Origin of the sequence: Flavihumibacter profundi (assembly GCF_020076305.1) — a bacterium.
Classification (GTDB): domain Bacteria; phylum Bacteroidota; class Bacteroidia; order Chitinophagales; family Chitinophagaceae; genus Flavihumibacter; species Flavihumibacter profundi.
On the sequence record NZ_JAIQXE010000001.1, the window covers coordinates 15,013 to 37,628 of the forward strand.

Annotated in this window: 19 protein-coding genes; 4 read left to right on the plus strand and 15 right to left on the minus strand. The window is 42.7% G+C overall.

What is annotated here, in order from left to right; all coding sequences use genetic code 11:
• Positions 1–7: 7 nt before the first annotated feature.
• Positions 8–619, minus strand: a complete 612-nt coding sequence (locus LAQ65_RS00045) for a TetR/AcrR family transcriptional regulator (protein WP_224114875.1) — start codon at positions 617–619, stop codon at positions 8–10.
• Positions 620–808: 189 nt separating this feature from the next.
• Here LAQ65_RS00045 and LAQ65_RS00050 point away from each other — a divergent pair, with 189 nt between their 5' ends.
• Complete coding sequence (locus LAQ65_RS00050; protein WP_224114876.1) at positions 809–1,267, plus strand: MaoC family dehydratase; 459 nt, start codon at positions 809–811, stop codon at positions 1,265–1,267.
• Positions 1,268–1,451: 184 nt separating this feature from the next.
• On the opposite strand, the gene LAQ65_RS00055 is transcribed toward LAQ65_RS00050, so the two are convergent.
• The 5 genes from LAQ65_RS00055 to LAQ65_RS00075 form a co-directional block, all read right to left on the minus strand.
• Positions 1,452–2,186: a phosphatidylethanolamine N-methyltransferase family protein gene (locus LAQ65_RS00055; RefSeq protein ID WP_224114877.1), complete on the minus strand. Its 735-nt coding sequence runs from the start codon at positions 2,184–2,186 to the stop codon at positions 1,452–1,454.
• A 140-nt stretch (positions 2,187–2,326) separates the two neighbouring features.
• Positions 2,327–3,541: a glycosyl hydrolase family 8 gene (locus LAQ65_RS00060; RefSeq protein WP_224114878.1), complete on the minus strand. Its 1,215-nt coding sequence runs from the start codon at positions 3,539–3,541 to the stop codon at positions 2,327–2,329.
• 122 nt (positions 3,542–3,663) lie between these two features.
• A complete protein-coding gene (locus LAQ65_RS00065) occupies positions 3,664–4,344 on the minus strand; it encodes a fibrobacter succinogenes major paralogous domain-containing protein (protein ID WP_224114879.1) in 681 nt (226 codons plus the stop codon).
• 54 nt (positions 4,345–4,398) lie between these two features.
• The gene (locus tag LAQ65_RS00070; protein WP_224114880.1) at positions 4,399–6,786 is read right to left on the minus strand and encodes an SBBP repeat-containing protein; all 2,388 of its coding nucleotides are present in this window, start codon (positions 6,784–6,786) and stop codon (positions 4,399–4,401) included.
• 198 nt (positions 6,787–6,984) lie between these two features.
• On the minus strand, positions 6,985–8,253 hold the full coding sequence (locus LAQ65_RS00075) for an NRAMP family divalent metal transporter (protein WP_224114881.1): 1,269 nt from the start codon (positions 8,251–8,253) through the stop codon (positions 6,985–6,987).
• A 212-nt stretch (positions 8,254–8,465) separates the two neighbouring features.
• Here LAQ65_RS00075 and LAQ65_RS00080 point away from each other — a divergent pair, with 212 nt between their 5' ends.
• Positions 8,466–10,388, plus strand: coding sequence for a carbohydrate binding domain-containing protein (locus tag LAQ65_RS00080; protein WP_224114882.1), 1,923 nt, complete (start codon positions 8,466–8,468; stop codon positions 10,386–10,388).
• Between the two features lie 114 nt (positions 10,389–10,502).
• On the opposite strand, the gene LAQ65_RS00085 is transcribed toward LAQ65_RS00080, so the two are convergent.
• The 4 genes from LAQ65_RS00085 to LAQ65_RS00100 form a co-directional block, all read right to left on the minus strand.
• Positions 10,503–11,054 carry a DNA-3-methyladenine glycosylase I gene (locus tag LAQ65_RS00085; RefSeq protein WP_224114883.1) on the minus strand — a complete coding sequence of 184 codons (552 nt, stop codon included), beginning with the start codon at positions 11,052–11,054 and terminating at the stop codon, positions 10,503–10,505.
• Between the two features lie 63 nt (positions 11,055–11,117).
• Positions 11,118–11,939 carry a hypothetical protein gene (locus LAQ65_RS00090; RefSeq protein WP_224114884.1) on the minus strand — a complete coding sequence of 274 codons (822 nt, stop codon included), beginning with the start codon at positions 11,937–11,939 and terminating at the stop codon, positions 11,118–11,120.
• A 152-nt stretch (positions 11,940–12,091) separates the two neighbouring features.
• Positions 12,092–12,631 carry a flavodoxin domain-containing protein gene (locus tag LAQ65_RS00095; RefSeq protein WP_224114885.1) on the minus strand — a complete coding sequence of 180 codons (540 nt, stop codon included), beginning with the start codon at positions 12,629–12,631 and terminating at the stop codon, positions 12,092–12,094.
• 71 nt (positions 12,632–12,702) lie between these two features.
• Positions 12,703–13,752 carry a beta-propeller fold lactonase family protein gene (locus LAQ65_RS00100; protein ID WP_224114886.1) on the minus strand — a complete coding sequence of 350 codons (1,050 nt, stop codon included), beginning with the start codon at positions 13,750–13,752 and terminating at the stop codon, positions 12,703–12,705.
• A gap of 206 nt (positions 13,753–13,958) precedes the next feature.
• Here LAQ65_RS00100 and LAQ65_RS00105 point away from each other — a divergent pair, with 206 nt between their 5' ends.
• Positions 13,959–15,335, plus strand: a complete 1,377-nt coding sequence (locus LAQ65_RS00105; RefSeq protein ID WP_224114887.1) for a purple acid phosphatase family protein — start codon at positions 13,959–13,961, stop codon at positions 15,333–15,335.
• Positions 15,336–15,369: 34 nt separating this feature from the next.
• Here the strand turns inward: LAQ65_RS00105 and LAQ65_RS00110 are convergent, their stop codons facing one another.
• The 4 genes from LAQ65_RS00110 to LAQ65_RS00125 all read right to left on the minus strand — a co-directional run bounded on the left by LAQ65_RS00110 (position 15,370) and on the right by LAQ65_RS00125 (position 19,841).
• Positions 15,370–16,029 carry a carbonic anhydrase family protein gene (locus LAQ65_RS00110; RefSeq protein WP_224114888.1) on the minus strand — a complete coding sequence of 220 codons (660 nt, stop codon included), beginning with the start codon at positions 16,027–16,029 and terminating at the stop codon, positions 15,370–15,372.
• A gap of 26 nt (positions 16,030–16,055) precedes the next feature.
• Positions 16,056–17,225: a dipeptidase gene (locus tag LAQ65_RS00115; protein ID WP_224114889.1), complete on the minus strand. Its 1,170-nt coding sequence runs from the start codon at positions 17,223–17,225 to the stop codon at positions 16,056–16,058.
• Between the two features lie 42 nt (positions 17,226–17,267).
• Positions 17,268–18,440 (minus strand): DUF1624 domain-containing protein, encoded by a 1,173-nt coding sequence (locus tag LAQ65_RS00120; RefSeq protein WP_224114890.1) that lies wholly within the window; start codon positions 18,438–18,440, stop codon positions 17,268–17,270.
• Between the two features lie 168 nt (positions 18,441–18,608).
• Positions 18,609–19,841, minus strand: coding sequence for an alkaline phosphatase family protein (locus tag LAQ65_RS00125; protein WP_224114891.1), 1,233 nt, complete (start codon positions 19,839–19,841; stop codon positions 18,609–18,611).
• Positions 19,842–19,923: 82 nt separating this feature from the next.
• On the opposite strand from LAQ65_RS00125, the gene LAQ65_RS00130 reads away from it, so the two are divergent.
• Positions 19,924–20,337: an EamA family transporter gene (locus LAQ65_RS00130; protein WP_224114892.1), complete on the plus strand. Its 414-nt coding sequence runs from the start codon at positions 19,924–19,926 to the stop codon at positions 20,335–20,337.
• 12 nt (positions 20,338–20,349) lie between these two features.
• Here the strand turns inward: LAQ65_RS00130 and LAQ65_RS00135 are convergent, their stop codons facing one another.
• Complete coding sequence (locus tag LAQ65_RS00135; RefSeq protein WP_224114893.1) at positions 20,350–22,575, minus strand: xanthine dehydrogenase family protein molybdopterin-binding subunit; 2,226 nt, start codon at positions 22,573–22,575, stop codon at positions 20,350–20,352.
• Positions 22,576–22,616: the final 41 nt, after the last annotated feature.

Below are 22,616 nucleotides of genomic sequence, written 5' to 3' on the forward strand. Positions count from 1 at the left end.
GATGGTCCTATTTTGTTTTTGTTTTTTTTTGGATCAAGCCCTCAAGAAGATTTTGAATGACTGCCTGCGCCTGTGGATAAGAAAGCTTCAAGTCCCTCCGGAGTAATTTCCATAGGTAGACATCTGTAGCGGCGACAAAGGCCATGAGTTTTATTGGATGATCCTTAGCCCTTGGGCCCGGCAAAAAATCTTTGAATACCCTGGCACACCATGTTTTGTGATAAGACCGGCCGGTTGCAAGCAGCTCCCTGGCAATTGCCATTTCATTTTCAACTACAAGTGTCCGGATCACCGCATCTCCAGTTTCTTCGTACTCCGCGAAGAGGTCTTCCAGTATTTTGGGGATATCACCTGCGGGTGTCTGGTCACGTGTTTTCATCATGTTGCCGGATTCCTGTTCAATACAGGCCTGGAACAGTCCTTCCTTACTGCCAAATTTCCGCAGGATGGTGCGTACGGTTACGCCCGACAACTCCGCTATTTTTTCAAGAGAAATCTCGCTGATGGACAAGTCTTTCCACAAGGCTACCGTGGCTTCAAGGATATTCTGATCGTTTTGCGCAACGAGCTTCGAACGGTTCGTGGAAATATAGGACCTTTTTTGACCTTTTGATTTCATGTCATAAATATAGACATTAAATTGATTAATGTCAATATGAGTGACATTAAATATTTTAAGCTCCCCATTTTTCTGTGTATAATAAAGTATAATAGTGCGATGTAACAGGAGATTACCAGCTGATCTTAATCCCGGCCCCGGCGCTTTAAAATAATTGTAAATCACAAATCATTCCATTAAATTAGTCCTATGGTAGTCATAAAAAGTCATGCAGAATTCGAATCGTATTTAGGCAAGGAAATCGGCGTATCACCCTGGCACAAAATAACCCAGGAACAGATCAACAATTTCGCAGATGCCACTCTCGACCATCAGTGGATACATGTGGATGCAGAAAGGGCCAAAACTGAAAGCCCTTTTAAAACAACCATAGCACACGGCTATCTCACCCTCTCCCTTGTGCCGTTTTTCTGGAAACAGATTGTTGAGATGCAAAACCTTAAGATGGAAGTGAATTACGGCATCGAGCAGCTCAGGTTCGGGCAGGCCGTTCTTGTAAACAACGAAGTACGCTGCAGGGTTTCGCTCAAAACCATCATTAATCTCAGGGGCACCACCAAGGCAACGCTCTACATTCAACTGGAAATAAAAGACCAACCAAAGCACGCCTTTGCCGGCGACGTTGTATTTCTCTACCATTTTATTTAAGGAGATTATTTCCCCCCAATGGTCAAAGCATATATAACTGTCAATTGGCGCAAGTATGCGGTAAGTCTGTAAAGCAAATGGCAGAGAATAATAAGGCCCAAACTCGCCAATACCGGGTTAGCGCGTAAGATGATCATTTTTAAAAGGTCTTCTAAACCTGTGGCAATCCATTTTTAGCTGCTGCCTATCTTGGTTGAACTAAAGAAGCCTTTTTTTGTTGCAAATACGTGCGAAAAATAAATGGTTTTTCGACCATAAAATAAAATAAAAAAACAAGCATTTGATTCACTACTCCAAAGATGATTCCATAAATAGAATTATAATAAATAGCGATTCCATAAATTTGAAGTTGCCCGATACCATACATGGGATTATTGAAATATTTATACGGTCCGGTTACAGAGAAATCGCAAACTTTTTTTCCTAAAAACATATCTTTCCAGTAATATATTGGAATGCCCACCACATAAGCTGACCAAATTTTAATACCCCAGCCTGTCGTAAATAAAACAACAGCCAATACCATAGTTACTTCCACCGGAATATTTACAAAGAAACTGCTGCCTGCTGAAGTCTGGCTGATAAAACTAGATCCAATACCGTTGTGAAAAAAGGCAAATGCAAGGAATGCTTCATATTTTAAATATGCTCCTTCCTCTCCAAATTTTTCAATAAGTTTTAAACGAAAACCTCGTTCAGGAAGAACAAAAAATAAGAAGCCGATGTATAAAATCGTACTGCATACATAATAGGCAATGGCATAATCCAATTTTTTATACATTGGAAGCAGGAAAACTGATGCCAAAACAGAGCCTAGCATAAAAAATAATCTCGTCGGTGTCATATGTTCAGGAACAAACCCTGAAATGGACAGTGCGATATGAATTATTTTTTTAAATTCTTTCTTAATACGTTTCATGTACTTCCTGTTTCAGTTCTTTTGTGATAAAACAAAACTCCGGGTTAATGAGTCCCATTAAGTACGGTCAACATTTGTCTGCAGCTAAAGATTTGCAGCCAGGGGAAGGCAGGGAATAAATATTTTTTTGCCTGGCTACATCAGGGTGTCCAATAATTATGGGACAGGATAATTAGATTCAGCATTTTTATACTGTTGTCGTAATAATCGAACTCTTTTAGTTTGAAGTTAACTATGTAATCCCATAATTTATTCAGCCATTCCTGGTTCCTGGTGTCTACCATTGCGGCTATTGAAAAAGGGCAAATAAAACTCAACGCCTCAAAATTTCTTGTTTTCAGGTCTTCCCCTGATAAGGTATAGCCTGCTGAAATATTATCTGGATTATTTTCAGTAGTCTCCCTTATCCATTTGTTTATAGGTTCGACAAATTGTTTTGCACGTTTATCTCCACTTACAATATAATCCGTCGCAATACGCCAGGGAACCCTGCAGGCATTGTAGTTATAGACGCCGTCGTATTTGCCTTCTAAATAGAATTTCTTTGCTGGCTTTGGTTTAGTACGGATGTCCTGGATAAAATCAGGAACCAGTCCTGCTTCTTTACTGTAAGTTTTTTGTAAATAGCTGAATAGCTTGTAACTGTTATCAAGTACGCTGCCCCAGGTTTTATCACCAGTATGCATAAATGCCCTTATTTCAGAAGGCATGAAGTCGGATGAACGCATATCAAAATAATCCTTGCTATCATATTCTATTGAATTACTCTGCAAAATGGTAAAAGTCTTCCCGTTAACTTCCTGGTTTTTTATGGCATTGATAATATTATTTGCCTCCTGGATATAATTTATCTTTTCATTACTTGTCCATTGGGCGTTAGCCAGCAATAGAGAAAAGGCGATATCAATATCTCCATCAGCAGCAGAACTTTCTTCAAATTTTAAGCAGTCTTTGCCTTGGGCCCAGGACATCAGGTACTTACTTCTTTTACTGGGATGCGCCCTGTAATACCTGAACAAGCCATCAAAAATATTTTGTGCGGCGGTATCATTTCCAGCCATCAAGGCAACTATAATCATTCCGTACCCTTGTCCTTCGGAAACACATTGATAGTTACCGGCATTATTTTCAGCCCAGATATAGTAGCCGTCGGAGCAATTGCTTTTTTTAAGGTATGTCCTTTTCCATTGGTTATAAAAAGACCCAACACTGTCATCTGCTTCCTTTTGTGAAAGATGGCTTGGTGTTATTACCCCGTCAGCATATTTAGCATGCTGGGGAAATGGCCGCAAGGGAATTTGCGAAAAAACTGAAGTGGAAACAAACAGTATGATGAATGAAAATATTACTTTCAAATTTTACTTTCTTTGTTGAAGCGTCTAAAGAGGCCGACAGCTAACAATCGGGTATTTGCCAGGGTGGGGACCCAATTGTAAAATTGTTTTTGAAGTTAAGGCTAAATGCTGAAGTTATATTGTCAATCCCTGAGACAACGTACCGAAATCCCCATTTGCTTATTGAGTGGGTCCCTGTTGACGTCGCCCAGGTTGTAGTGCAGGTCGCAGATCCAGGCGGAAGTAGCATCGATCTCTGTAGAACTCCACCAGTAGCCGTTGGTGCCAGCTTCACCGAATACTCCATTCCAGCCAAAGATGCCACCTGGACGGGCTGTGAAATGGCTGCTATTGGTGGCTCCGGTGTTTGGTGCTAACCAATATGTGGTACCGGTTTCTTTCATTGCACCACCGGCAACGGCATCCCCACCTAAACCCGTTGAAAGTGTAGTCCATTCTGCATTAGTAGGTACATGCCAGCCTGTGGGAGCTAAACCTCTGGGATCATTAACAGCATACCAATTGTATAACCTGCCGTATACAGCAGCATAATGAGCAGAATCATTATTATACCAACACCATGCACCTGTAGTTAATCTGGACCAGGCATTTGGGTTGGTTACGTTTGGTATAAGGTCCCCATTTCTGTAATGAGCGGACTTCAAATTTTGTTTCATCCAGAATTGGGTGCCGATTTTTACAGTATCATAATCATTTCCATCAATATCAGTTAAAGGTGGAACTGGAACAGGGGCAGGTGTTGAACTTTTATTACATGCAACGATTGATATAATCACGGCAAGCAGGGCAATTATCTTGTTCATGTTGTTTAATTTATTTTCTTGTGAGCGTATACTTCTTTTATGTTTATGAAGATGTTACCTCATTAATGTCACTGTTCCTTTCATAACTATGTTCTGGGGATTATTTGATTTTTTAAAGGTACAATACCAGACATAAACTCCGGTTGGCTGTACTTGTCCTTTAAAATTTCCAGGCCAGCCTTTTGTATAATCGGTGGTTTCAAATAGGGCCTGCCCCAACCGATTAAAAACAACAAGGTGGAAGTCCTTTACGTTATATGCTCCCAGTACTTTGAACAAATCATTCTTGCCATCATTATTCGGTGTAAAAGCAGACGGGAAATGTATATCGCATATACCATCTGTGATTACAATTTCATCCCTTGCAGAGCCGCAATCATTTGTTACCACCACTGAATATAATCCCGGTTGCTTAACTTTAATACTATCTTGCGTAGAACCATCCTGCCATAGGTAAGTACTAAATTGCCCGGGGTAAAGGGTCAGCCCGTCGCCGGGACATATTTTTTTGTCTCCTCCTAAATCCGGAGCAGGTTTTTGCTGCACTGAAAGCTCCAGTGTTCTTATACTATCGCATCCATTTGCCGCTATCAGTGTGTCAATGTAAGTGCCACTTTTGGTATAACCTGAATAAGACTGTCCTGAGCAAATGGCCTGGTTGATATTGCTAAAAGATTTTGGGAGTATTGTCAGATGCAGTGTAACAATACTATCGCATCCATTCGAAGCAATCAGTGTATCAGGATAATTGCCACTTATTGCTAAGGTTTGGCCGTTCCACAAATAACTACTACAGGCTGTTTGATTAACAGTAACTGCTGATTTTGCGCTGGTGATAGTTAAATTAAGTGTTACAATACTGTCGCAACCAACAGCATTTGAAAGTATTTGTGTGTATACCCCGCTGGAAGTGTAGGTTTTACAACCTGATGTATAGGAACCGCAAGCTGATACGGTTATTATTGAAGAAGTGCTATTTGCACAGGGGCTCATTTTATGTACAAAAATATCATAATCTCCAAGCGAACTGAGGTTGTAAATACCTTTTCCCGGATCAAAATCAGCTGTACCGGAAAAGTTCCCTGTTGTATAAACATTTCCTGGACCGTCTACTGCAATGGAACGCCCTTCATCTCTTGTGGTTCCTCCCATTTGCTTGACCCAGGCAAAATTTCCCGCTGCATCTAATTTGATGATAAAAATATCATCATCACCAAAAGAATTAAAGTTGTATGTGCATACTCCCGGGTCAAAATTAACTGAGTTGTTAAAATAACCTGTGGTATAAACATTGCCTTGGGCGTCTACCGTTAAAGAGAGTCCCTCATCGTTTTCAATTCCGCCGATTTGTTTTGCCCAGTCGAAATTGCCGGCCGCATCTAATTTGGATACAAAAATATCCTCTTTGCCAGCAGAACTAAGGTTGAACACGCTGGCACCCGGATCAAAATCAGCCGTTCCGGAAAAGTTCCCGGTTGTATACACATTTCCTGAACCATCTACTGCGATGGAAAGCCCCCCTTCAGCGCCAGTTCCATCGCCCATTTGTTTTGCCCATACCAGGTTGCCAGCCGCGTTTAATTTGGAGACAAAAATACCACCTGGGCTAAGGTAGGATACGCCTGCGCCCGGATCAAAATCAACTGTACCACTAAAAGCTCCCGTGGTATAAACATTTCCTGAACCGTCTACTGCGATCGAGTAACCACTTGCATCGTCTGCAGGTCCTAGTCCTCCCATTTGCTTTGCCCAAACAAAGTTACCAGTCGCATCTAATTTGGAAATAAACGCATCCATGGATTGGCCATTGTTACCAGAAGTCATGTTGAATACTCCCGTGCCCGGATCAAAATCAGCTGTACCGGAAAAAGTCCCTGTCGTATAAACATTTCCTGAGGCGTCTACTGCTATTAAACGATTTTGTTCAATTGCAGCAACAGTTAGCATTTGCTTTGCCCAGACAAAATTGCCAGCCGCATCTAATTTGGAGATAAAGGTAGCAGCGGAACTGTTGAGGTTATATGAGCCTGGCCCGGGGTCAAAATCAACTGTACCAGTAAAATACCCTGTAGTATAAACATTTCCTGAGGCATCTACTGCTATTGAAAAACTATCCCCACTACCGGTGCCAGTTCCAGCGCCCATTTGCTTGGCCCAAATTAAATTGCCTGCAGCATTTAGTTTGGAGATAAATACATCTGGATATAAACCATTGCTGCCAGAAACCAGGTTGAAAACACCCGGCCCCGGGTCAAAATCAATTGTTCCAGTAAAAAAACCCGTAGTATAAACATTTCCTGAGGCATCTACAGTTACTGAATAGGCTCCATTCCCCATTCCGGTTCCAGTGCCCATTTGCTTTGCCCAAACAAAATTTACATTTTGCGCAAGGAGTATTTTTGCGTGAACTATGACGAGTATTATGAATAATATCCTCTTCATATTTTATCACCTATAGGTTGATATGCACTTTCAAAGTGCAATATGAATGGCCTTGATAAGAATATATAAATTAACCTATTTCCAGGCAATATCAAAATCAATCATGCTGAGGCTTACAACTGCCAATTATTATTATGAGAATCAAAATTTTACTTTCATGATATTAGCTGCATAACCTTTAATCACATGCTTGTAATTCTATGAGGTAAACAAGAGGTATATCAATGCAATTGCGGCAATTGTCATTAGTATTAGCGTAATAAACCCAAGGATATTCGAAAGTTTTGAATTTGTATGCTCTTGCATTATTTTTTTGTTATTGCCAATATGAAGTATAATGGCAATCAGTACAGGGGCTGTAAGTCCATAAGATATGGCTGTGTAAAGCAATGCTTTTATAGGGCTAACCCCTAAAAAATCAAGGGACAGTCCTATTAATAAAGAAATAATTATAGCAACATAAAAGGCTTTAGCCTGGGGGAATTTTTTGTCTAAGCCGGCATCCCAGCCAAAAGTTTCTGCTAGCATATATGATTGTGCACCTGCCAGTACAGGTATGGCTAAAAGCCCGGTTCCCATTACCCCGATCGCAAAAATAAAATAAGTCAGTTTGCCTGTCAGCGGTTCCAATGCCTTTGCCGCCTGGTCAACAGTATTTATTTGTTTTATGCCGGCAGGAAATAAAACACTTCCAGCAGTAAGTATGATAAAAAACATTACCACATTGGATAAAAACATACCAATGTTTACGTCTGTCTTCATATCGCCCAACACCTGTTTATTCACAATTACGGTTGGTTTGCTGTGTGCTATATCTTCTGCTTCCATGGTGGCCTGCCAAAAAAACAGGTAAGGCGAAATGGTTGTTCCAAGTAAGGCTACTAATATTGAAAGAAAATCTTTATTAAATTTTATTGTTGGGATAAAAGTGTTTTTTACTATCAAGCCCCAATCCTGTTTAACCATAAACGGGACAACCATATAAAGTAATAAAGAAAGGCAAAGCCACTTTAAAATCATGGCTATTTTCTGGTAAGGATATTTTATGATTGCGAACATTAATATGCCTGTAAATCCTATACAAAAGACCGGAACTGGTATTGCAGGGAAAATCATATTTGCTACAGCTCCCATGCCTTGAATGTCTGCACCAATGTTTAAGGTAATTGCAGGGAAGCTGAACAATAGCATTACGTAAAGTAATGGTTTGGAATAATATTGCTTTAAGGTTACGGTCAAACCCTGTGAAGTAACAAGGCCTATTCTTGCACACATACCCTGAATGGCTGCCATTAAAGGAAAGGTGAGCAAAGCCGTCCATAAAGTAGAAAGTCCAAATTGAGCACCTGCCTGCGAATAAGTTGCAATACCAGAAGGGTCATCGTCACTGGCACCGGTTACAAGACCTGGTCCTAAAATGCCAAGAAATTTTTTAATCCTGGCTGAATATTTTACAGATCTGGCCATTTATTTTTTAAGAGTTTCCACTTTCTTTTGGTAATAGTCAGTAAATATATCATTATTATCAGGTAGCATAGTCTCAATCGTATGCTTTTGTTTATTGTTGCAACAAATCAGTATTGTCTTGCACCATAAATTAATATGAAAGGGCATCAGCTGCATTTTCCGGTTCCGGTAAATAGAAATTACCAATTCATTTGTTTATAATAATTTCCAGTATGACAAAACTTATCACGATTCCCATCGTGCTGGCAATCATTATTGTATTCATAAACACTTCCGTTACAGCGCAAAAGCAGCCTTTGGTTATAGCTGTTGATGCCACTGTAAAAGGGTCTTTTATTTCCCCACTTTTGTTTGGGCATAACCTTGAAATGACCCGCCGTGGTTCATGGAGTGGCCTGAGTGCTGAAATGATTGCCAATAGAAAATTTGCCGCCACCTCCAACCAGTTCCCAAAGCATTGGAAAATCCTGGGTGATCCTCACAATGTGCGCATGGATACAACCATCGGCTTTGCCGGAAAACAATCAGTCCGAATCAACTCGCCTAAAAATGGTATACCTGCCGGTATCTCGCAAAAGCAGCCCATGCTGGCGTTTACAAAAGGTAAATCTTATGCCTTCAAAGTTTGGTTGAAATCAACGGCCAAACGCAGCATACGTTTGCAATTGTTCGATCAGCGATCAAAACCGGTTTTTGACAAAACGCTTGTGGTGGAACCAGGATCCTGGTTTTTAGAAACAGCGGAATTTAAGGCAAAGTCGACCCTCACCAATGCTGAATTCAGGATAACAACAAAAGATCAGGGCAGTGTGTGGATTGGAGCCATATCATCGATGCCCAATAATGCTTTTCACGGCATGCGGCGCGACGTGGTTGACCTGCTAAAGTCCCTCCAACCTGGCTGTCTCCGTTTCCCGGGCGGGTGTTACGCTGAGTTTTACCAGTGGAAGGATGGCCTTTTACCGCGGGACCAGCGGCCACCTATTTACAGTACAGGACTCGACTTCCTGTTGCGGGATACAGACGATACCGACAACCACGAAATCGGTATTGATGAGTTCATGGCACTTTGCGAGGAACTCGGTGCAGCGCCTGTGATTACGGCAAGGCTGAGTGAAAATACACCCGGTAATGTAGCCGACTGGATTGAATATTGTAACGGGGATGCTTCCACGCCCTGGGGCAGGCAGAGAACAGACCGCGGACATGCAAAGCCCTACCAGGTTCGTTGGTGGTTTGTGGGCAATGAATTGTATTATTTCGGGCGTGGGGAAGCTACGGGTGCTGCCAATGCTGCCAGTCTAAGTGCTATATACAGTCGGGCCATGAAAAAAGCAGACAGTTCCATTCAATTAGTAGCCACCACCAAATTCGGTAACGGGGAATTATCCCGCGACTGGAATGAACCTTTACTGACAGCAACAGCAAATTCCCTATCTGCGGTTTCTACGCATCAATACCTGGACGATCAAATAAGCCTGGACCAGTTAACTGATCTCTCCACTTTGATTAGTGCCCCTATGCGCAATACCCTGCCCATGCTAAGCCATGTGCGTCGCTATATCGATAGCCTGCTTCCCGCTAAACAACGGACAGCCATCATCTACGACGAGTGGAATACCCGTTGGGGTATTCCAGGCAATGTCCCCATGGGATTATATACCGCCAGTATACTGAATATGCTTTGCCGGGAGGCCGGACCACTGGGGGTGGAGATGGCCTGTTATTTTATGCCGGTCAATGAAGGAGCAATCACCGTGAAACCATTGTCTGCTAGCCTGGATGCTGCCGGCTACGTATTTGAGTTGTACAAAGTACACCAGGGCAATTACGGACTGCCAATAGCACAACCGAAAGACCTGGATGTATTTGCTTCGGTTACGCCTGACCGCCATGCCGTTTATATAACCCTTGTTAACAATATAGCGCAGCCACACAAGATAGTATTGTCTTTAACCAGTGGTATGCCCGATTCTGCCACTGCCATAGTAAAGAGGATGATTCCGCGATCCTTAAAGCTTAAGGAAAAGCGATTTAATAGGATGGAGGAAAAGCTGCACATTTCGGAGGGAAATTTATTGGTTTTCACTGTTCAGCCTGGTGAAATCACAAGGGTAGCCATTAGTGGGCTTTAAACCTGCCGTGGCTTCAGATAAATCGGATGGATTTTAAAGACCATCCTTATTTCGTCTGGCAACATTGTCGCAAACCGAATGTTGGCGTTTTGTATTTATCGCAATCAGTTAATTTTATTTCTTTGTCCACATTGGTTTTGCTTTCAGGATTTTTTTATGAACAGAACAGCTTTCGGAATGGGCTCCAGGCAAATAGCCAACACTCATTAAAAACTCATGTACAATTTCCCCACCTGTAAAACGGAAAGTTTTTTTGAACAGCTTTACCCATTCCTCCCTGGTTTTCGGATGATGCTGATCCAGCCATTTTTCAAATGAGCCGAATTCTTTTTGCAGGAGAAGAATGGTTTTTGCGTTCTCGATTGCCGCATTTACCTTTAATTTATTCCTTATTACTCCAGCGTCTGCTAAAAGCCGGTCCCTGTCTTTTTCTGTATATGCTGCAACTTTTTTTATATTGAAATTGCTATAAGCTTTTCTGAATGTGGATTCCTTTTTCAATATAGTTTCCCAACTCAATCCTGCCTGGTTGATTTCCATAACCAGCCTGCCAAATAACTCGTTATCATCGTGAATCGGGAAGCCGTAATGATTATCGTGATAATTTTTGTGCAGCAGCTTTCTTTCTTCCGGTTGCATTGTTTCTATATAAAAACAATATGACATAATGCTTGGTTTACTTTGAAATAATTAAGCGGGGGATCCCAATGCTAATCAGGTTGTAATTTTTCAGGAGTTTCCCAATTTGAATTTCTGCTTAAACGAAGCGCTTTTTGTCATGTCAGCCCTGGCTTCCGGGGTCATACTTCCATATTTTCCCTGCCCTCCGCCCATTCCTCCATATCCACCATGGCCACCATGACCTCCATGTTCACCGTAACCGCCATGTCCTCCTTCCTGGGGCCTGCCGCCTGCTGACGAAGCTTCCATGGCATTTACTGTGACACTTAAAGTAAGTTCCTCGTTGAGTTTAAGCGCGTCCTTATCAAAAAGCTCTTTGAAAGGTATGGCTATTTCGTAAATGATACCCTGAATACTGTCAGTGCCTATGCCCATTTGTATTCCTGAGGTATCAAAAACAGGCAGCATTCCGTTTTTTGTCTTGAAGCCATCTGCCACAATATTGGTACACATTAATTTGTATGTTCTTACCAGGCTGCCCAAATCGTTTTGGTAGTGCCAGTCGGTTTTCGGGGCAGTTTTATTTTCGGAGCTTTGTGCCTGGCGCTCCGGAATAGCAAGCCTGGCGCTGAACTTTTTGTGTTTCTCTTTGGAAGAAAGCTCGAATTTCCAGCCTGCACGCATCATCTTTCGCATTTTCATTTCGTCATTGCACGTGAAGCTTAAATAAAGGTTGGAGCTGTCGTTGGCAATAGCAAACATGAAGCCAGTGGAACCGTCAAAAAAATTAAAGGGCTTTGCCCACTCGCTGTTGCTGCCGTCAATTACCGTTTGTTTAGCATGCCATTTTGCTTCCGGTACATAGTCCTGTGCAGAGGCAGATGTTAGTGAAATGATGAGCAGGGCTGCGCTAAGAATGCTTTTAAACATGAGCTTGGGTTATTTGGGATGCCAGGCTATAAAAGGAATAATTAGTTTAATGCAAACATGTTAACTGCTCGTTATACTGGAAATTATAACAATTTGTATGCTTATTGTTAGCGGGAATTGAGGTTAGGATGGCCTGCCCCTCATTACTAAATTCATGCCTTTTGGGATGCTTTACCAATGAACTCTTTTAAAAATAATTTGACTGCTTCCCAGTCGGTATATTCATAATCCTGCGAAGTGTCAGTAACACGACCTTCCCGCTTTGAAATCATTTTCATAATCATGCGCTTGAAAAAGTCATACTGCGTGTATTTCAGTGCGCCGGCAATTTGTGAAGTCATCAAAGGCTTCCACCCGGTTTGCAGTAAAAAGTCGTTTGCTATCTTTTGCGCTTCATCATGTTCTTCCTTTATATCTGAAGCTACTGCAAGACATACCGAAAAATAGGCCCCCGGCATTTTATTTAATAAGGAAACATTAGCAGTGATATAATGCGCCACCGCGGACTGGTATTTATGCATATGGATTGAGCCGCCAATCAAAATGGCTTCGTAACCATCCGGCGCAGGGGGATTATCTGCAGCATCGGCAATTGTCACAATATGACCAGCATCTTTCAGGACATCTTCCATATATCGCGCAATCTTGCGGGTATGGCCTTCAGTAGTGCCGTAAATAATGAGGATTTTCATGCTTTCTTTTGGTCCAAAAATAGCTATTATACCTGTCAGGATAAATGACGAAAATCATGCTGTATGCAGCGTTAGGGCCGGATTGCCCATGCAAGTCCGTCAGGCACTCCACCTACATCAATGTGTTGGGTAACTTCTAAAGTTTTAAGGTCAATAACAGCCACATAATTATCAGCCGAACAGGCAACAAACGCCCGTGAACCATTAGGATCCATAAGGATTCCCGCTGCTCCATGGCCTAATTTCAGTCGTTTGATCTCCTTATGCGATTTGGCATCATAAATAGCCAGGTCACCGCTTTGAAGGCTTGAAATGAAAACCAGCTTTCCATCCGGTGTAAACTTCAGCCGGTTAGCACCAAAAACTTTCGCATCAATTTTCGCTGCCAGTTTTTTTGCACTCAGGTCAACAATGGCAATAGTCCCATCTTCACTTGCTGCGGTCCATAACTCACTGCCATCGGGCGATACATCAAATCCCTCTGAACCCCTGGAAACCGGCACAACAGTTTGCACCCAATCCTCGTGGGGCTTAGCACCGGGAGGCGCCATTTTTCCGGGTTGTATAATTGTATAATCAAGAATGCTCACAGTTCCGGAAGAGACATTTGTCGTGTATATCTTTTTGCCGTCGGCAGTAACGTGGATCATATGTGTCCTGTCCTGGCCCGTACCCATACTCCAGTCAAGTTTTCCTGTTGCAGGGTCATAGCGGCCAACAGCTTTGGAACCTTCAGCAGTAAACCATGCCTTGCCATTTACAAATGTTATATCGTGCGGGCCGAACAGTGGCCTTGTATCAATGTTTTGCAAAGGTTTTTGTGCAACAAGGTCAATGATATTTATTTCATGAAAGCTACCCCCTCCATAAATGCAGACGTAAGCAGTCTTTCCGTCTGCAGAGGCAACCACTTCATGCGGGTCTTCGCCAACAGGAATGCGGGCAATAACATTTAAGGAAACGGGATCCACAATAGCCAGGGTATGGTTGGCTTTAGAAAGCGCCAGCAATGACTGGTGGGGACCCTGTTGGGCATTGCAATCCACAGTAGCGCAAGCAAATGTTACCAGGAAAACATGCAAAGCAATCAGCCTGAACATATGGCATTTTGAATTTTTCATGGCCAAAATATTTTATGGTAAGAATCAATCCAGGATCATCCTATACAGAAGGTAAGAATAATAAATCACCCAACAAATTCCAGCCAGGGTTAAAAATTTGTGACCAGGGGAATTGTAGCAGATTTCAACTTAAATTTGCCGCCTGGCCAGAATGGCCGCCAGTCTTTGTTGATTTCCCGGGAAATTTAAAAGTATAAATGCGCCCTATGCGACTTCTGTTCCTTTTGCTGGCATGGTTTTCCGTTGCTACTAACGCAATTGCTCAAACGATAGAAGAATATCCTGCTACCGCAGTTCCCGACCGGATACTGTTATCCATTGCGGAGGATCCTGCAACGGCAATGTCGGTTTCCTGGCGCATGGACTCAACCGTGCAGGAAGCTTATGCCGAACTGGCAATTGCCGGGCCTTCACCTGATGCAGTGGGTGCTCTGACCTTTAAGTCCGCCCCGGAACCCCTGGTGTTGCAGGGTATTCGTTCACACTATTTCGGGGTGAAATTCAGGCAGCTGCAACCGGGCACTGTATATATGTACCGCGTGGGGGATGCAAAACACCGGTCTGAATGGATCCAGTTCCGTACTGCCGAAAAAGGGTTTAAACCTTTCTCTTTTCTTTATATGGGCGATTCGCAGAATGACCATAAAACGTGGTGGTCGCGTACCATCCGCCAGGCCTATAAGCAGGAATCCGGCGCCGCTTTCCTGATGCATGCCGGCGACCTGATCAACCGCGCCAATTCGGATAGGGAATGGGGTGAATGGTTCTATGCCGGGGGCTGGATGCATGCCATGGTGCCTTCCTTTGCCACACCAGGGAATCACGAGTTTTACCTGGATGACAATAAGCATGAGACCCTCACCAAACACTGGCGGCCGACATTCAACCTTCCGGAAAATGGCCCTGCGGGACTTGAAGAGCAGGTGTATGCTGTCGATTACCAGGATGTAAAACTAATATCCCTCAGCAGCGAGCTGATCCTGGAATATGCATCTGATAGCGCCCTCCAGGTGCAATGGCTTGAAAAAGTGTTGAAAGAAAATAAAAGCAGGTGGACCATTATCACTATGCACCATCCCATATTTTCGGCCGGGGTAGGTCGCGATAACAACAGTTTGCGCGATGCCCTTGAACCCTTGTTCAGGAAGTATAAGGTGGACCTGGTGTTGACTGGCCATGACCATACCTACGGCCGGGGTGTTGCGGAAACTTCACCCCAAACCAAAAGACAGCCACTCAAAGGGCCGGTTTATGTGGTTTCGGTAAGCGGGCCGAAAATGTATCGACCGGCACTTACACCCTGGGTGCAGCGCGCGGCTGCCAATACCCAGTTGTACCAGCGGGTAGTGGTGGAAAAGAATAAGATCAGGGTGAAAGCCTATACTGCTAATGGCGAGCTCTATGATAAATTTGATATCAGGAAGAACAGAAGGGGAGAGAATAAGCTGATAGATTGGGCACCGGGACTTGAAAAGGAAAGATTGGACCTGCCGCCGAATTATGAAATGACGATGACCCCTGAAGAAAAAGTAGCTTATGAAGAGCTAAAAAAGAAATACTTCGGACGTAAGCAAAACCAGTAAGCAGTGCCGGCCAAACTAATTTTAACGGCACAGGTTACCCATTAATAACCTGCGAACCCAGGTTCATAGTTTCAGGATAAAATGTTACTATACCTGTTGTAATATCGTGAGAACCGCCAATAATTCCGATTTGCCCGCTTTCAATCATCTCTTTCAGGATTGGGCTTCTTTCCATGATTGATTTAACCGTCCGCTTAACATTAATAGTTGCTACATTTTCCACGAAGATTGGATTATTCGAATTACGGTTTTCTTTCGTCTGCGTTTCATCGTCAACCGCAGGTCTTATTTTGGTGAGCAACGCGGTCAGGTTACCCATTTCCATGTGATCGCAGGCACCTTTTACTGCGCCACATTTAGTGTGGCCCAACACAACTATAATTTTTGCCCCCGCTACCTTGCAGCCAAATTCCATACTGCCTAATACATCTTCATTAATAATGTTGCCGGCAATCCGGATACTGAAGATATCACCAAGTCCCTGGTCAAAAATTAATTCGGCTGATGTCCGGCTGTCAATACAGCTAAGAATTACTGCGAAAGGATGTTGCGCGTCAGAGGTTTCATTTACCTGTTGCAAAAGATTCCGGTTAATCTTCAGGTTGTTTACAAACCGTTTGTTCCCCTCCTTTAATAATTCCAAAGCCATTGCTGGTGTTATGGCTTCCTGCATTTCTTTTGTTAACAGTTTCATTTTGGTGGTATGTATTTTCTACAGTCTTATTTTTCCTCATTCGCTTTTAATACCCTTAAAAAATTACCTCCGAGAATTTTAGTTATGTCCTTTTTACTATAGCCTTTCTCAACAAGCGCTTTTGTTATTAGCGGATAAGTGGTAACATCATCCAGTTGAAGCGGTGTAAGATTAATGCCATCAAAGTCGGAGCCAAGGCCTACATAATCAACACCTACCAGTTTGATGATGTATTCAATATGCCGGATCACCATAGATAAAGGTGGCCGCATCGTGTTTGCCTCATCTGCATATTTACCATACAGGTAATCAACGGCATAATAGTCTGTCAAGCCGCTTTTCAGCAGGGAATCATTTTCTGCAGCGTGCTTTTTAAGAAAGGCAGTTTCTTTTTTGTCATAACTGCTGTCGATAAACCCGGGATTAAAGTTTACCTGGATCACACCACCATTTTTTGCGATAGCTTTTATCTGATCGTCTTTTAAATTTCGCCGGTGTGGCACAAGGCTGTATACTGAGCTGTGCGAAGCAATAATTGGTTTTTTTGTAGTCTCAATTACATCCCGGAAAGTCTGGTCACCCGCATGACTCACATCTATAATCATTCCGAGCTCGTTCATATGCTGCACTACCTGCCTGCCAAAATCCGTAAGTCCTTTGTGCGGCAGGGCTGGTTTAGTCGTTTCATCCGCAGCACTGGTAGCCCATGAAGGTGCTATATTATGTGTTAAGGTTAAATATCTTGCCCCACGTTTATAGAGTGCGTCTAATTTATTGAGATCATCTTCTATCATATGTCCGCCCTCCACACCAAACATAGCAGCAATTTTATGTTGCTTCACTGCTTTTACCAGTTCTGCATAACCGGCGACTTTTACAATCTTATCCGGGTTGCGTGCTACTACAGCATCGAGGCTGTCCATTTCCCTGTTCGCATAGTCATATGGGTTTTTCAAATCACCATCGCAATACACAGAAAATACCTGGACATCCAGCCCGCCTTTTTTCCACCGGGCTAAATCACTGTTTGTTTTCCCGGTGAGGTCCTGGTCAAACACTATTCCCTTATCAGCAGCCTTCATCAATATGTCGTTGTGTGTATCCACAACAATTGCTTTACGATGAATTTTTTCATAGGATTGAGCAAATAACTGACTGGTTAAGGTTATGCTGAGTAATAGTAATTTTATTTTCATTTTACAGGCCAGATTTTTAGGTAATTTAATTGGGTTTGACATTTACAAATAACTCAACCACCATTTTTCTTTGTGCATTTGTTTATACCTGTCAAACATTTTACATAATGGATATAACAGGATAATGATCGCGATCCAAACGGCGTAAACGACCCAGAGACTGAAGCCATATCCTTTCATGCCCGGTTCAAAAGCAATGAAAGTAGAAAGTATCATTTTTTGCCAGCCAAAACCGGTCAGCTGGGCAAATAGCATTGCCATGATGTGCAGCAGGTAAAGGTGAAGGATATAATAAAAGAACGGAACCCTGCCGAATGTGCAAAAGAAATTCACCATTTTTCCTTTAAGTTTTTCAGTATTTGCCAAAAAGAGGAACGCAGCTCCTAAAGTCATTAATAAATACAATAGTGATGGTGGGTACTTAGTGGGATTGAAAAAAGAAATAAGGCATTTAGACAGGGTATCGTAGTGTTCAAATGGCTTTGGGTCACCATACAGATTTGTGAACCTTAAAATTAAAAATAGCACTATGGCAGCAACCCCAATCCTGTTAAATGTAATTTTTCTATTGTAACTGTCGACTGATTGGTCATAAAATGAACCGAAAAAATATCCTAATGGCATTACTGCAATCCAGGGAACTACCGGGTAAATAATTGCCAACATGGTATGATCCGATAATTTTAAAAATAGTTGTTCATGCATTAACGCCCATAAAATGTTTCCTGGAAAATGGATGTTGTTAAAAAGGTTATGACCAAAAATAAGAAGCAGGCTGAAGAAGAGTATATAGTTTCTGGGGAAGTGGATAACAGCAGCTAAAATAATCATACTGATACCCAATGACCATATGGTACCCAGAAAGAAAGTCCTGAATTGAATATCAAATGTCCAGGCAAAACCTACGATTGTCAACTCGATAAACACCAGCCATAGTCCCCGTTTTACTAAAAATAGGGACAGTTCATTTTTTGTTTTCCTTTTACCAACCATGTAAGCAGATAAGCCTGCCAGAAAACTAAAAGTTGGTGCACAAAAATGTGTTATCCATCTTGTAAAAAAAATGGGCAAGTTGCTTTGTACCGGGTCTGCCGGGTCAAACATAAAAGCAGCATAATGAAAATAATCCCGGACATGGTCAAGCGCCATCACGACCATCACCAACCCTTTTAACAAATCAATCGATTCTATCCTGGTTTTAGTGATTGCTGTCATATTTAAGGCTTATTTTGGTTGTCGGGGCGAAACCAATGCCTGAATTTACTTGTTTAATCGTTTCACCTGCTATACATAGCGTGAAATCATTTTCTTCAAAAGTTTAATGTCAATGTCCCCGGGTTGTTTTATATAAAATATGCTTTCCTGAAGGGAATAATTAAAAAATCACTCAACAATGACCCATTTGTTTACGGTATTACCAGGGGCTTCCATAACAATTTTGTAAAAGGAGGATGGCATGTTTTTAACAGGAACCAGTGCATGTCCATCTTTAATATTTACTTCGGCCAGTAACTGGTAGTTATCTGCTTTGCCTTCCCTGAAGTTGTTGGTGGTTGCGATCCAAACCTTTGCCTTGCCATTTTCATCCAGTGCTTTCCAGGACAAATCAAGCAAGCCCTGGAAGTAATTTGCCTGGAAACCGGCAATAGATATATTCCCAAAAATGGGTTGCCCGTCAATTTCGCGCAACTGTTCCGTTGGGATCCTGACATTCATAAACCTTGCAATTGAAGGCGTAATATCAACAATGCCCGGGGTAAAATACTTCGCATATGCATTTACCCGGGCCTGGTTGGTAACCATCCAGGTGCTGCGCTGGCGTGCTGATTGGCCTCCATGGTTTTTACCGTTTTGTTCTCCTCGTCCATGATCTGTAGTGATGAAAATAAGCCACTCTTCATTAAAATGCTGTTGCCTGTATTGCAAGGCTTTCCAGACACGGCCCACCTGCTGGTCCATTTTTTCGATGGCACTGTAATACTGGGGACTATCGCCATAGCGATGTCCCATGTCATCTGTATATTCCAGGTATATCCAGCTCAGGTCCGGTCCTTTCTCTTTTATACATGCGGCAGCTGCATTCACAACCTGCTCATCTATGAGGGACATATAGTTGCTTTCTTTATCATGCGGGAATTTCACAGTGTCCAGTTCATATCCATCATATACATAATCAATTTTCAGGTTGCCTGTTTGGGGCAAACCTTCTCCCAGCAACTTTGTCCGGTTATCCGTCCAGCTGGAAAATATAGCTGTCTTTTTTTTGGGGTCAGCATTTTTAATTATCCGGAAAATACTGTAATAATTGTAATTGGGTGCTTTAATATCATTGTCCCAAACATTGTGTTTATTCACCCAGGTGCCAGTCAGCAAACTATTGTAACCATTTGCGGATATAGTGGGAGTTTGGGAGTAGCCTCCTTTTTCACCACCCACATAAGCCCTTATATATTTACCTTTACCTGCAATTATTTCCAGGTTCGGGGTATTTAATTTTTCTATAACATCCGCAGGTATTCCATCGGCGATAATAAATACTGCTTTTTTAATTTTGCTTTGCGCAAATCCAATATTGCTTACGAGTAATAGAAAGAAAATCAATCCTCTTATCTGCATAACATTAATTTTTGTTGCCGGCTTTTAACCGGTTTTTTTAAAAGTATAGTAATAATTACACATCAATTTAAAACTATAATATATGTGGTGGATTTATGCTTTGTTATCCGCTTTATTCGCTTCACTTACTGCCATTTTTGCCAAGGTTGGAATAACAGGGGTAAATTCAAACCTGGCAACTGCCATACGTACTATTATTATCCTGATCGTGGCATGGGGCATCGTTATAGCGAAGGGCGAAACCAAAGGAATTTCAACACTGTCAAAGCAAAATCTCTTCTTTTTAATTATCTCCGGTATAGCGACCGGCCTTTCCTGGATATTTTATTTTAAAGCCTTGCAGATGGGCAAAGTATCCCAGGTAGCTCCGGTTGATAAACTGAGTGTGGCATTAACGATTGTGTTATCTGTTATTTTTTTGGGAGAAGCATTAAGCATAAAAACCGCCATTGGTGCAGTGTTGATTATTGCCGGAACTGTTGTTTTGATCATTTAAGCCTGTGCGCCTTTACACCCACTCATATCCGTCTTTCTTCAATGGCAGGCGGTAGGGCCTGTGACCCGCTGCGGCCAGGGCATTGCAGAGTGCAGGGGCAACTGTGGGCATACCTACTTCGCCGATACCACCGCAGGGTTCTGTGCTGTTAACTACATGCACTTCAACGGGTGGCATTTCAGGATAACGCAGCAATTCGTAATTGAAGAAACTATCCTGCTCAACGCGGCCATTTTTTACTGTGATCTCGCCTTTCAATGCCTGTGTAAGTGCAAAGGCAAGTCCACCCTGCAGCTGGTTTTGCAATCCATCGGGATTTACTACAATGCCACAGTCAACCGCTGCAACTACTTTAACTATCCTGAATTTTTTAGGTGCAAACATTTCAATTTCTATTGCATGTGCAACATAAGTAGGGCAGAAGGAGAAATGGTGAGTGGCGACACCTATAAAATGATTGGGTTTTAGTGGTTGTGCGTAGCCGATTTTTTCCGCAACCAGTTTCAGTACGCCTGCAATGCGCTGCGGGTCCTGGAAAGGAAATTCAGTCATGCGCTTTGGCATCGTGGATAACAGGTCGAGGCGGAACTGGACCGGGTCCTTTTTCAGTTTGCGGGCCAATTCGTCAATAAATGATTCAATTGGAAAAACATTGATATTAATTTCCACGGCACGCAGCCATCCGCGGCTGAGGTTAAAGTCAACATGTGTGAACCCGGTTTTTACATTTGGAATATCGTACCAGAAATCAGACATGGCGCCACCGGTCATGTCCCCGACAACTTTAGCGCCGGGTCCTTCCAGCATCAGGTTGATAGAGCAGCCAACATAATGGTGCTGCCATGATAAAATTTTGCCGGCATCATCCCATGATGCTTTCATACGGTGATAGTTGGCTGGCCTGAATGCATCGTTGCGGATATCGTCAACCCTGTCCCAGATGACTTTTACCGGCTTGTCATATTGCTTTGCAATCTTTGCAGCTTCAAGGATATAATCGAAAAACAGCCTTCTTCCAAATCCACCGCCGATATAGGCCAGGTTGATCTTTATATTTTTTTCGTCTATGCCCAGTTCGGTTGCAAGGGTTGGTGGGGCAAATTCTGGCCACTGGTTACCACACCAGAATTCGGCTTTCCCCTTCTGCACATGACCGATGCAATTGATGGGTTCCATGGTTCCGTGTGCAAGAAATGGCGCAGCAAATGCCGACTCTAATGTATTCCCAGCAGAAGCTTTCACTTTACCCGGGTCGCCTTTCTTGTAAACTTCTATTAAAGGGGTATTCTTCGACTTTAATTCAAAGGTTTTAAACAGTTCCTCTGTTGATTCATTGCCATGTCCGGCTTCATCCCATTCCACTTTCAAAACTTTCCTCGCCTTCATGGCGCTCCATACATTCGTTGCAAGCACAGCCACGCCAGCATGGATATGCATGGGCATACCCGAACCTTCGAATTGTATTGCTTTAATATAACCGCCTATATTTTTACAGGCGCTGTCATCGAATGATTTCACTTTTCCATTCAGTACGGGGCAGCGTTCAACAACTGCATAAACCATCCCGTCAACTTTAACATCGATGCCATATTTCGTTTTGCCGGTGATAATGCTTCCCAGGTTTTTCTTTGGTGCTGCATTGCCTATGAGGGTAAAATCTTTGGTCTCTTTTAGTTTCACTTCTTTTGGAATGGGCAACTTTATGGCATCGCAAACGAGTTCAGCATAAGTAAAGCCTTCCTTTGTTTTTGTATTATACACAACACTGTTGGCTGTATTGCATTTGGATTCGGGAATATTCCACCTTTTTGCCGCAGCGCTTACCAGCATTGCTTTTGCGGTGGCACCCACCCTGCGCATTTCGTTCCAGTCGGTTATAACACTCTGGCTGCCACCAGTGGTGTAGTAGCCACCAGATGAAGGTTTGTCGGGCCTGTCAATCGTTACGCCGAATGGCAGCAAGTCTGTTTTCACCTTGCTCCAGTCTGCATCTAGTTCCTCCGCCAGGATCATGGGCAGCGATGTATTCACGCCCTGTCCCATTTCTGCGCGGGCAAAATATATAGTGATATAACCTGTTGATTCAATCTTCAGGTAGGGCATGGGCTGCAGCGGGTCGCATACTTCCGCTTTGGTGCCTGTTTTACAAGCCTGTGGCAGGAGCATGCCAAGGATAAGGCTGCCGCCGGCGGCTGAACTGATTTTGATAAACTGGCGTCTTTGCAATTTGGTGTTCATATAAAATATTAAGGCCCCATCCACTTTGGGGAATGATGGCT

What these genes read in the sequence shown, in the direction of transcription:
- LAQ65_RS00045 (WP_224114875.1), bottom strand. Translation starts at nt 619, where the DNA reads ATGAAATCAAAAGGTCAAAAAAGGTCCTATATTTCCACGAACCGTTCG.
- LAQ65_RS00050 (WP_224114876.1), top strand. Translation starts at nt 809, where the DNA reads ATGGTAGTCATAAAAAGTCATGCAGAATTCGAATCGTATTTAGGCAAG.
- LAQ65_RS00055 (WP_224114877.1), bottom strand. Translation starts at nt 2,186, where the DNA reads ATGAAACGTATTAAGAAAGAATTTAAAAAAATAATTCATATCGCACTG.
- LAQ65_RS00065 (WP_224114879.1), bottom strand. Translation starts at nt 4,344, where the DNA reads ATGAACAAGATAATTGCCCTGCTTGCCGTGATTATATCAATCGTTGCA.
- LAQ65_RS00070 (WP_224114880.1), bottom strand. Translation starts at nt 6,786, where the DNA reads ATGAAGAGGATATTATTCATAATACTCGTCATAGTTCACGCAAAAATA.
- LAQ65_RS00075 (WP_224114881.1), bottom strand. Translation starts at nt 8,253, where the DNA reads ATGGCCAGATCTGTAAAATATTCAGCCAGGATTAAAAAATTTCTTGGC.
- LAQ65_RS00080 (WP_224114882.1), top strand. Translation starts at nt 8,466, where the DNA reads ATGACAAAACTTATCACGATTCCCATCGTGCTGGCAATCATTATTGTA.
- LAQ65_RS00085 (WP_224114883.1), bottom strand. Translation starts at nt 11,054, where the DNA reads ATGTCATATTGTTTTTATATAGAAACAATGCAACCGGAAGAAAGAAAG.
- LAQ65_RS00090 (WP_224114884.1), bottom strand. Translation starts at nt 11,939, where the DNA reads ATGTTTAAAAGCATTCTTAGCGCAGCCCTGCTCATCATTTCACTAACA.
- LAQ65_RS00095 (WP_224114885.1), bottom strand. Translation starts at nt 12,631, where the DNA reads ATGAAAATCCTCATTATTTACGGCACTACTGAAGGCCATACCCGCAAG.
- LAQ65_RS00100 (WP_224114886.1), bottom strand. Translation starts at nt 13,752, where the DNA reads ATGAAAAATTCAAAATGCCATATGTTCAGGCTGATTGCTTTGCATGTT.
- LAQ65_RS00105 (WP_224114887.1), top strand. Translation starts at nt 13,959, where the DNA reads ATGCGACTTCTGTTCCTTTTGCTGGCATGGTTTTCCGTTGCTACTAAC.
- LAQ65_RS00110 (WP_224114888.1), bottom strand. Translation starts at nt 16,029, where the DNA reads ATGAAACTGTTAACAAAAGAAATGCAGGAAGCCATAACACCAGCAATG.
- LAQ65_RS00115 (WP_224114889.1), bottom strand. Translation starts at nt 17,225, where the DNA reads ATGAAAATAAAATTACTATTACTCAGCATAACCTTAACCAGTCAGTTA.
- LAQ65_RS00120 (WP_224114890.1), bottom strand. Translation starts at nt 18,440, where the DNA reads ATGACAGCAATCACTAAAACCAGGATAGAATCGATTGATTTGTTAAAA.
- LAQ65_RS00125 (WP_224114891.1), bottom strand. Translation starts at nt 19,841, where the DNA reads ATGCAGATAAGAGGATTGATTTTCTTTCTATTACTCGTAAGCAATATT.
- LAQ65_RS00130 (WP_224114892.1), top strand. Translation starts at nt 19,924, where the DNA reads ATGTGGTGGATTTATGCTTTGTTATCCGCTTTATTCGCTTCACTTACT.
- LAQ65_RS00135 (WP_224114893.1), bottom strand. Translation starts at nt 22,575, where the DNA reads ATGAACACCAAATTGCAAAGACGCCAGTTTATCAAAATCAGTTCAGCC.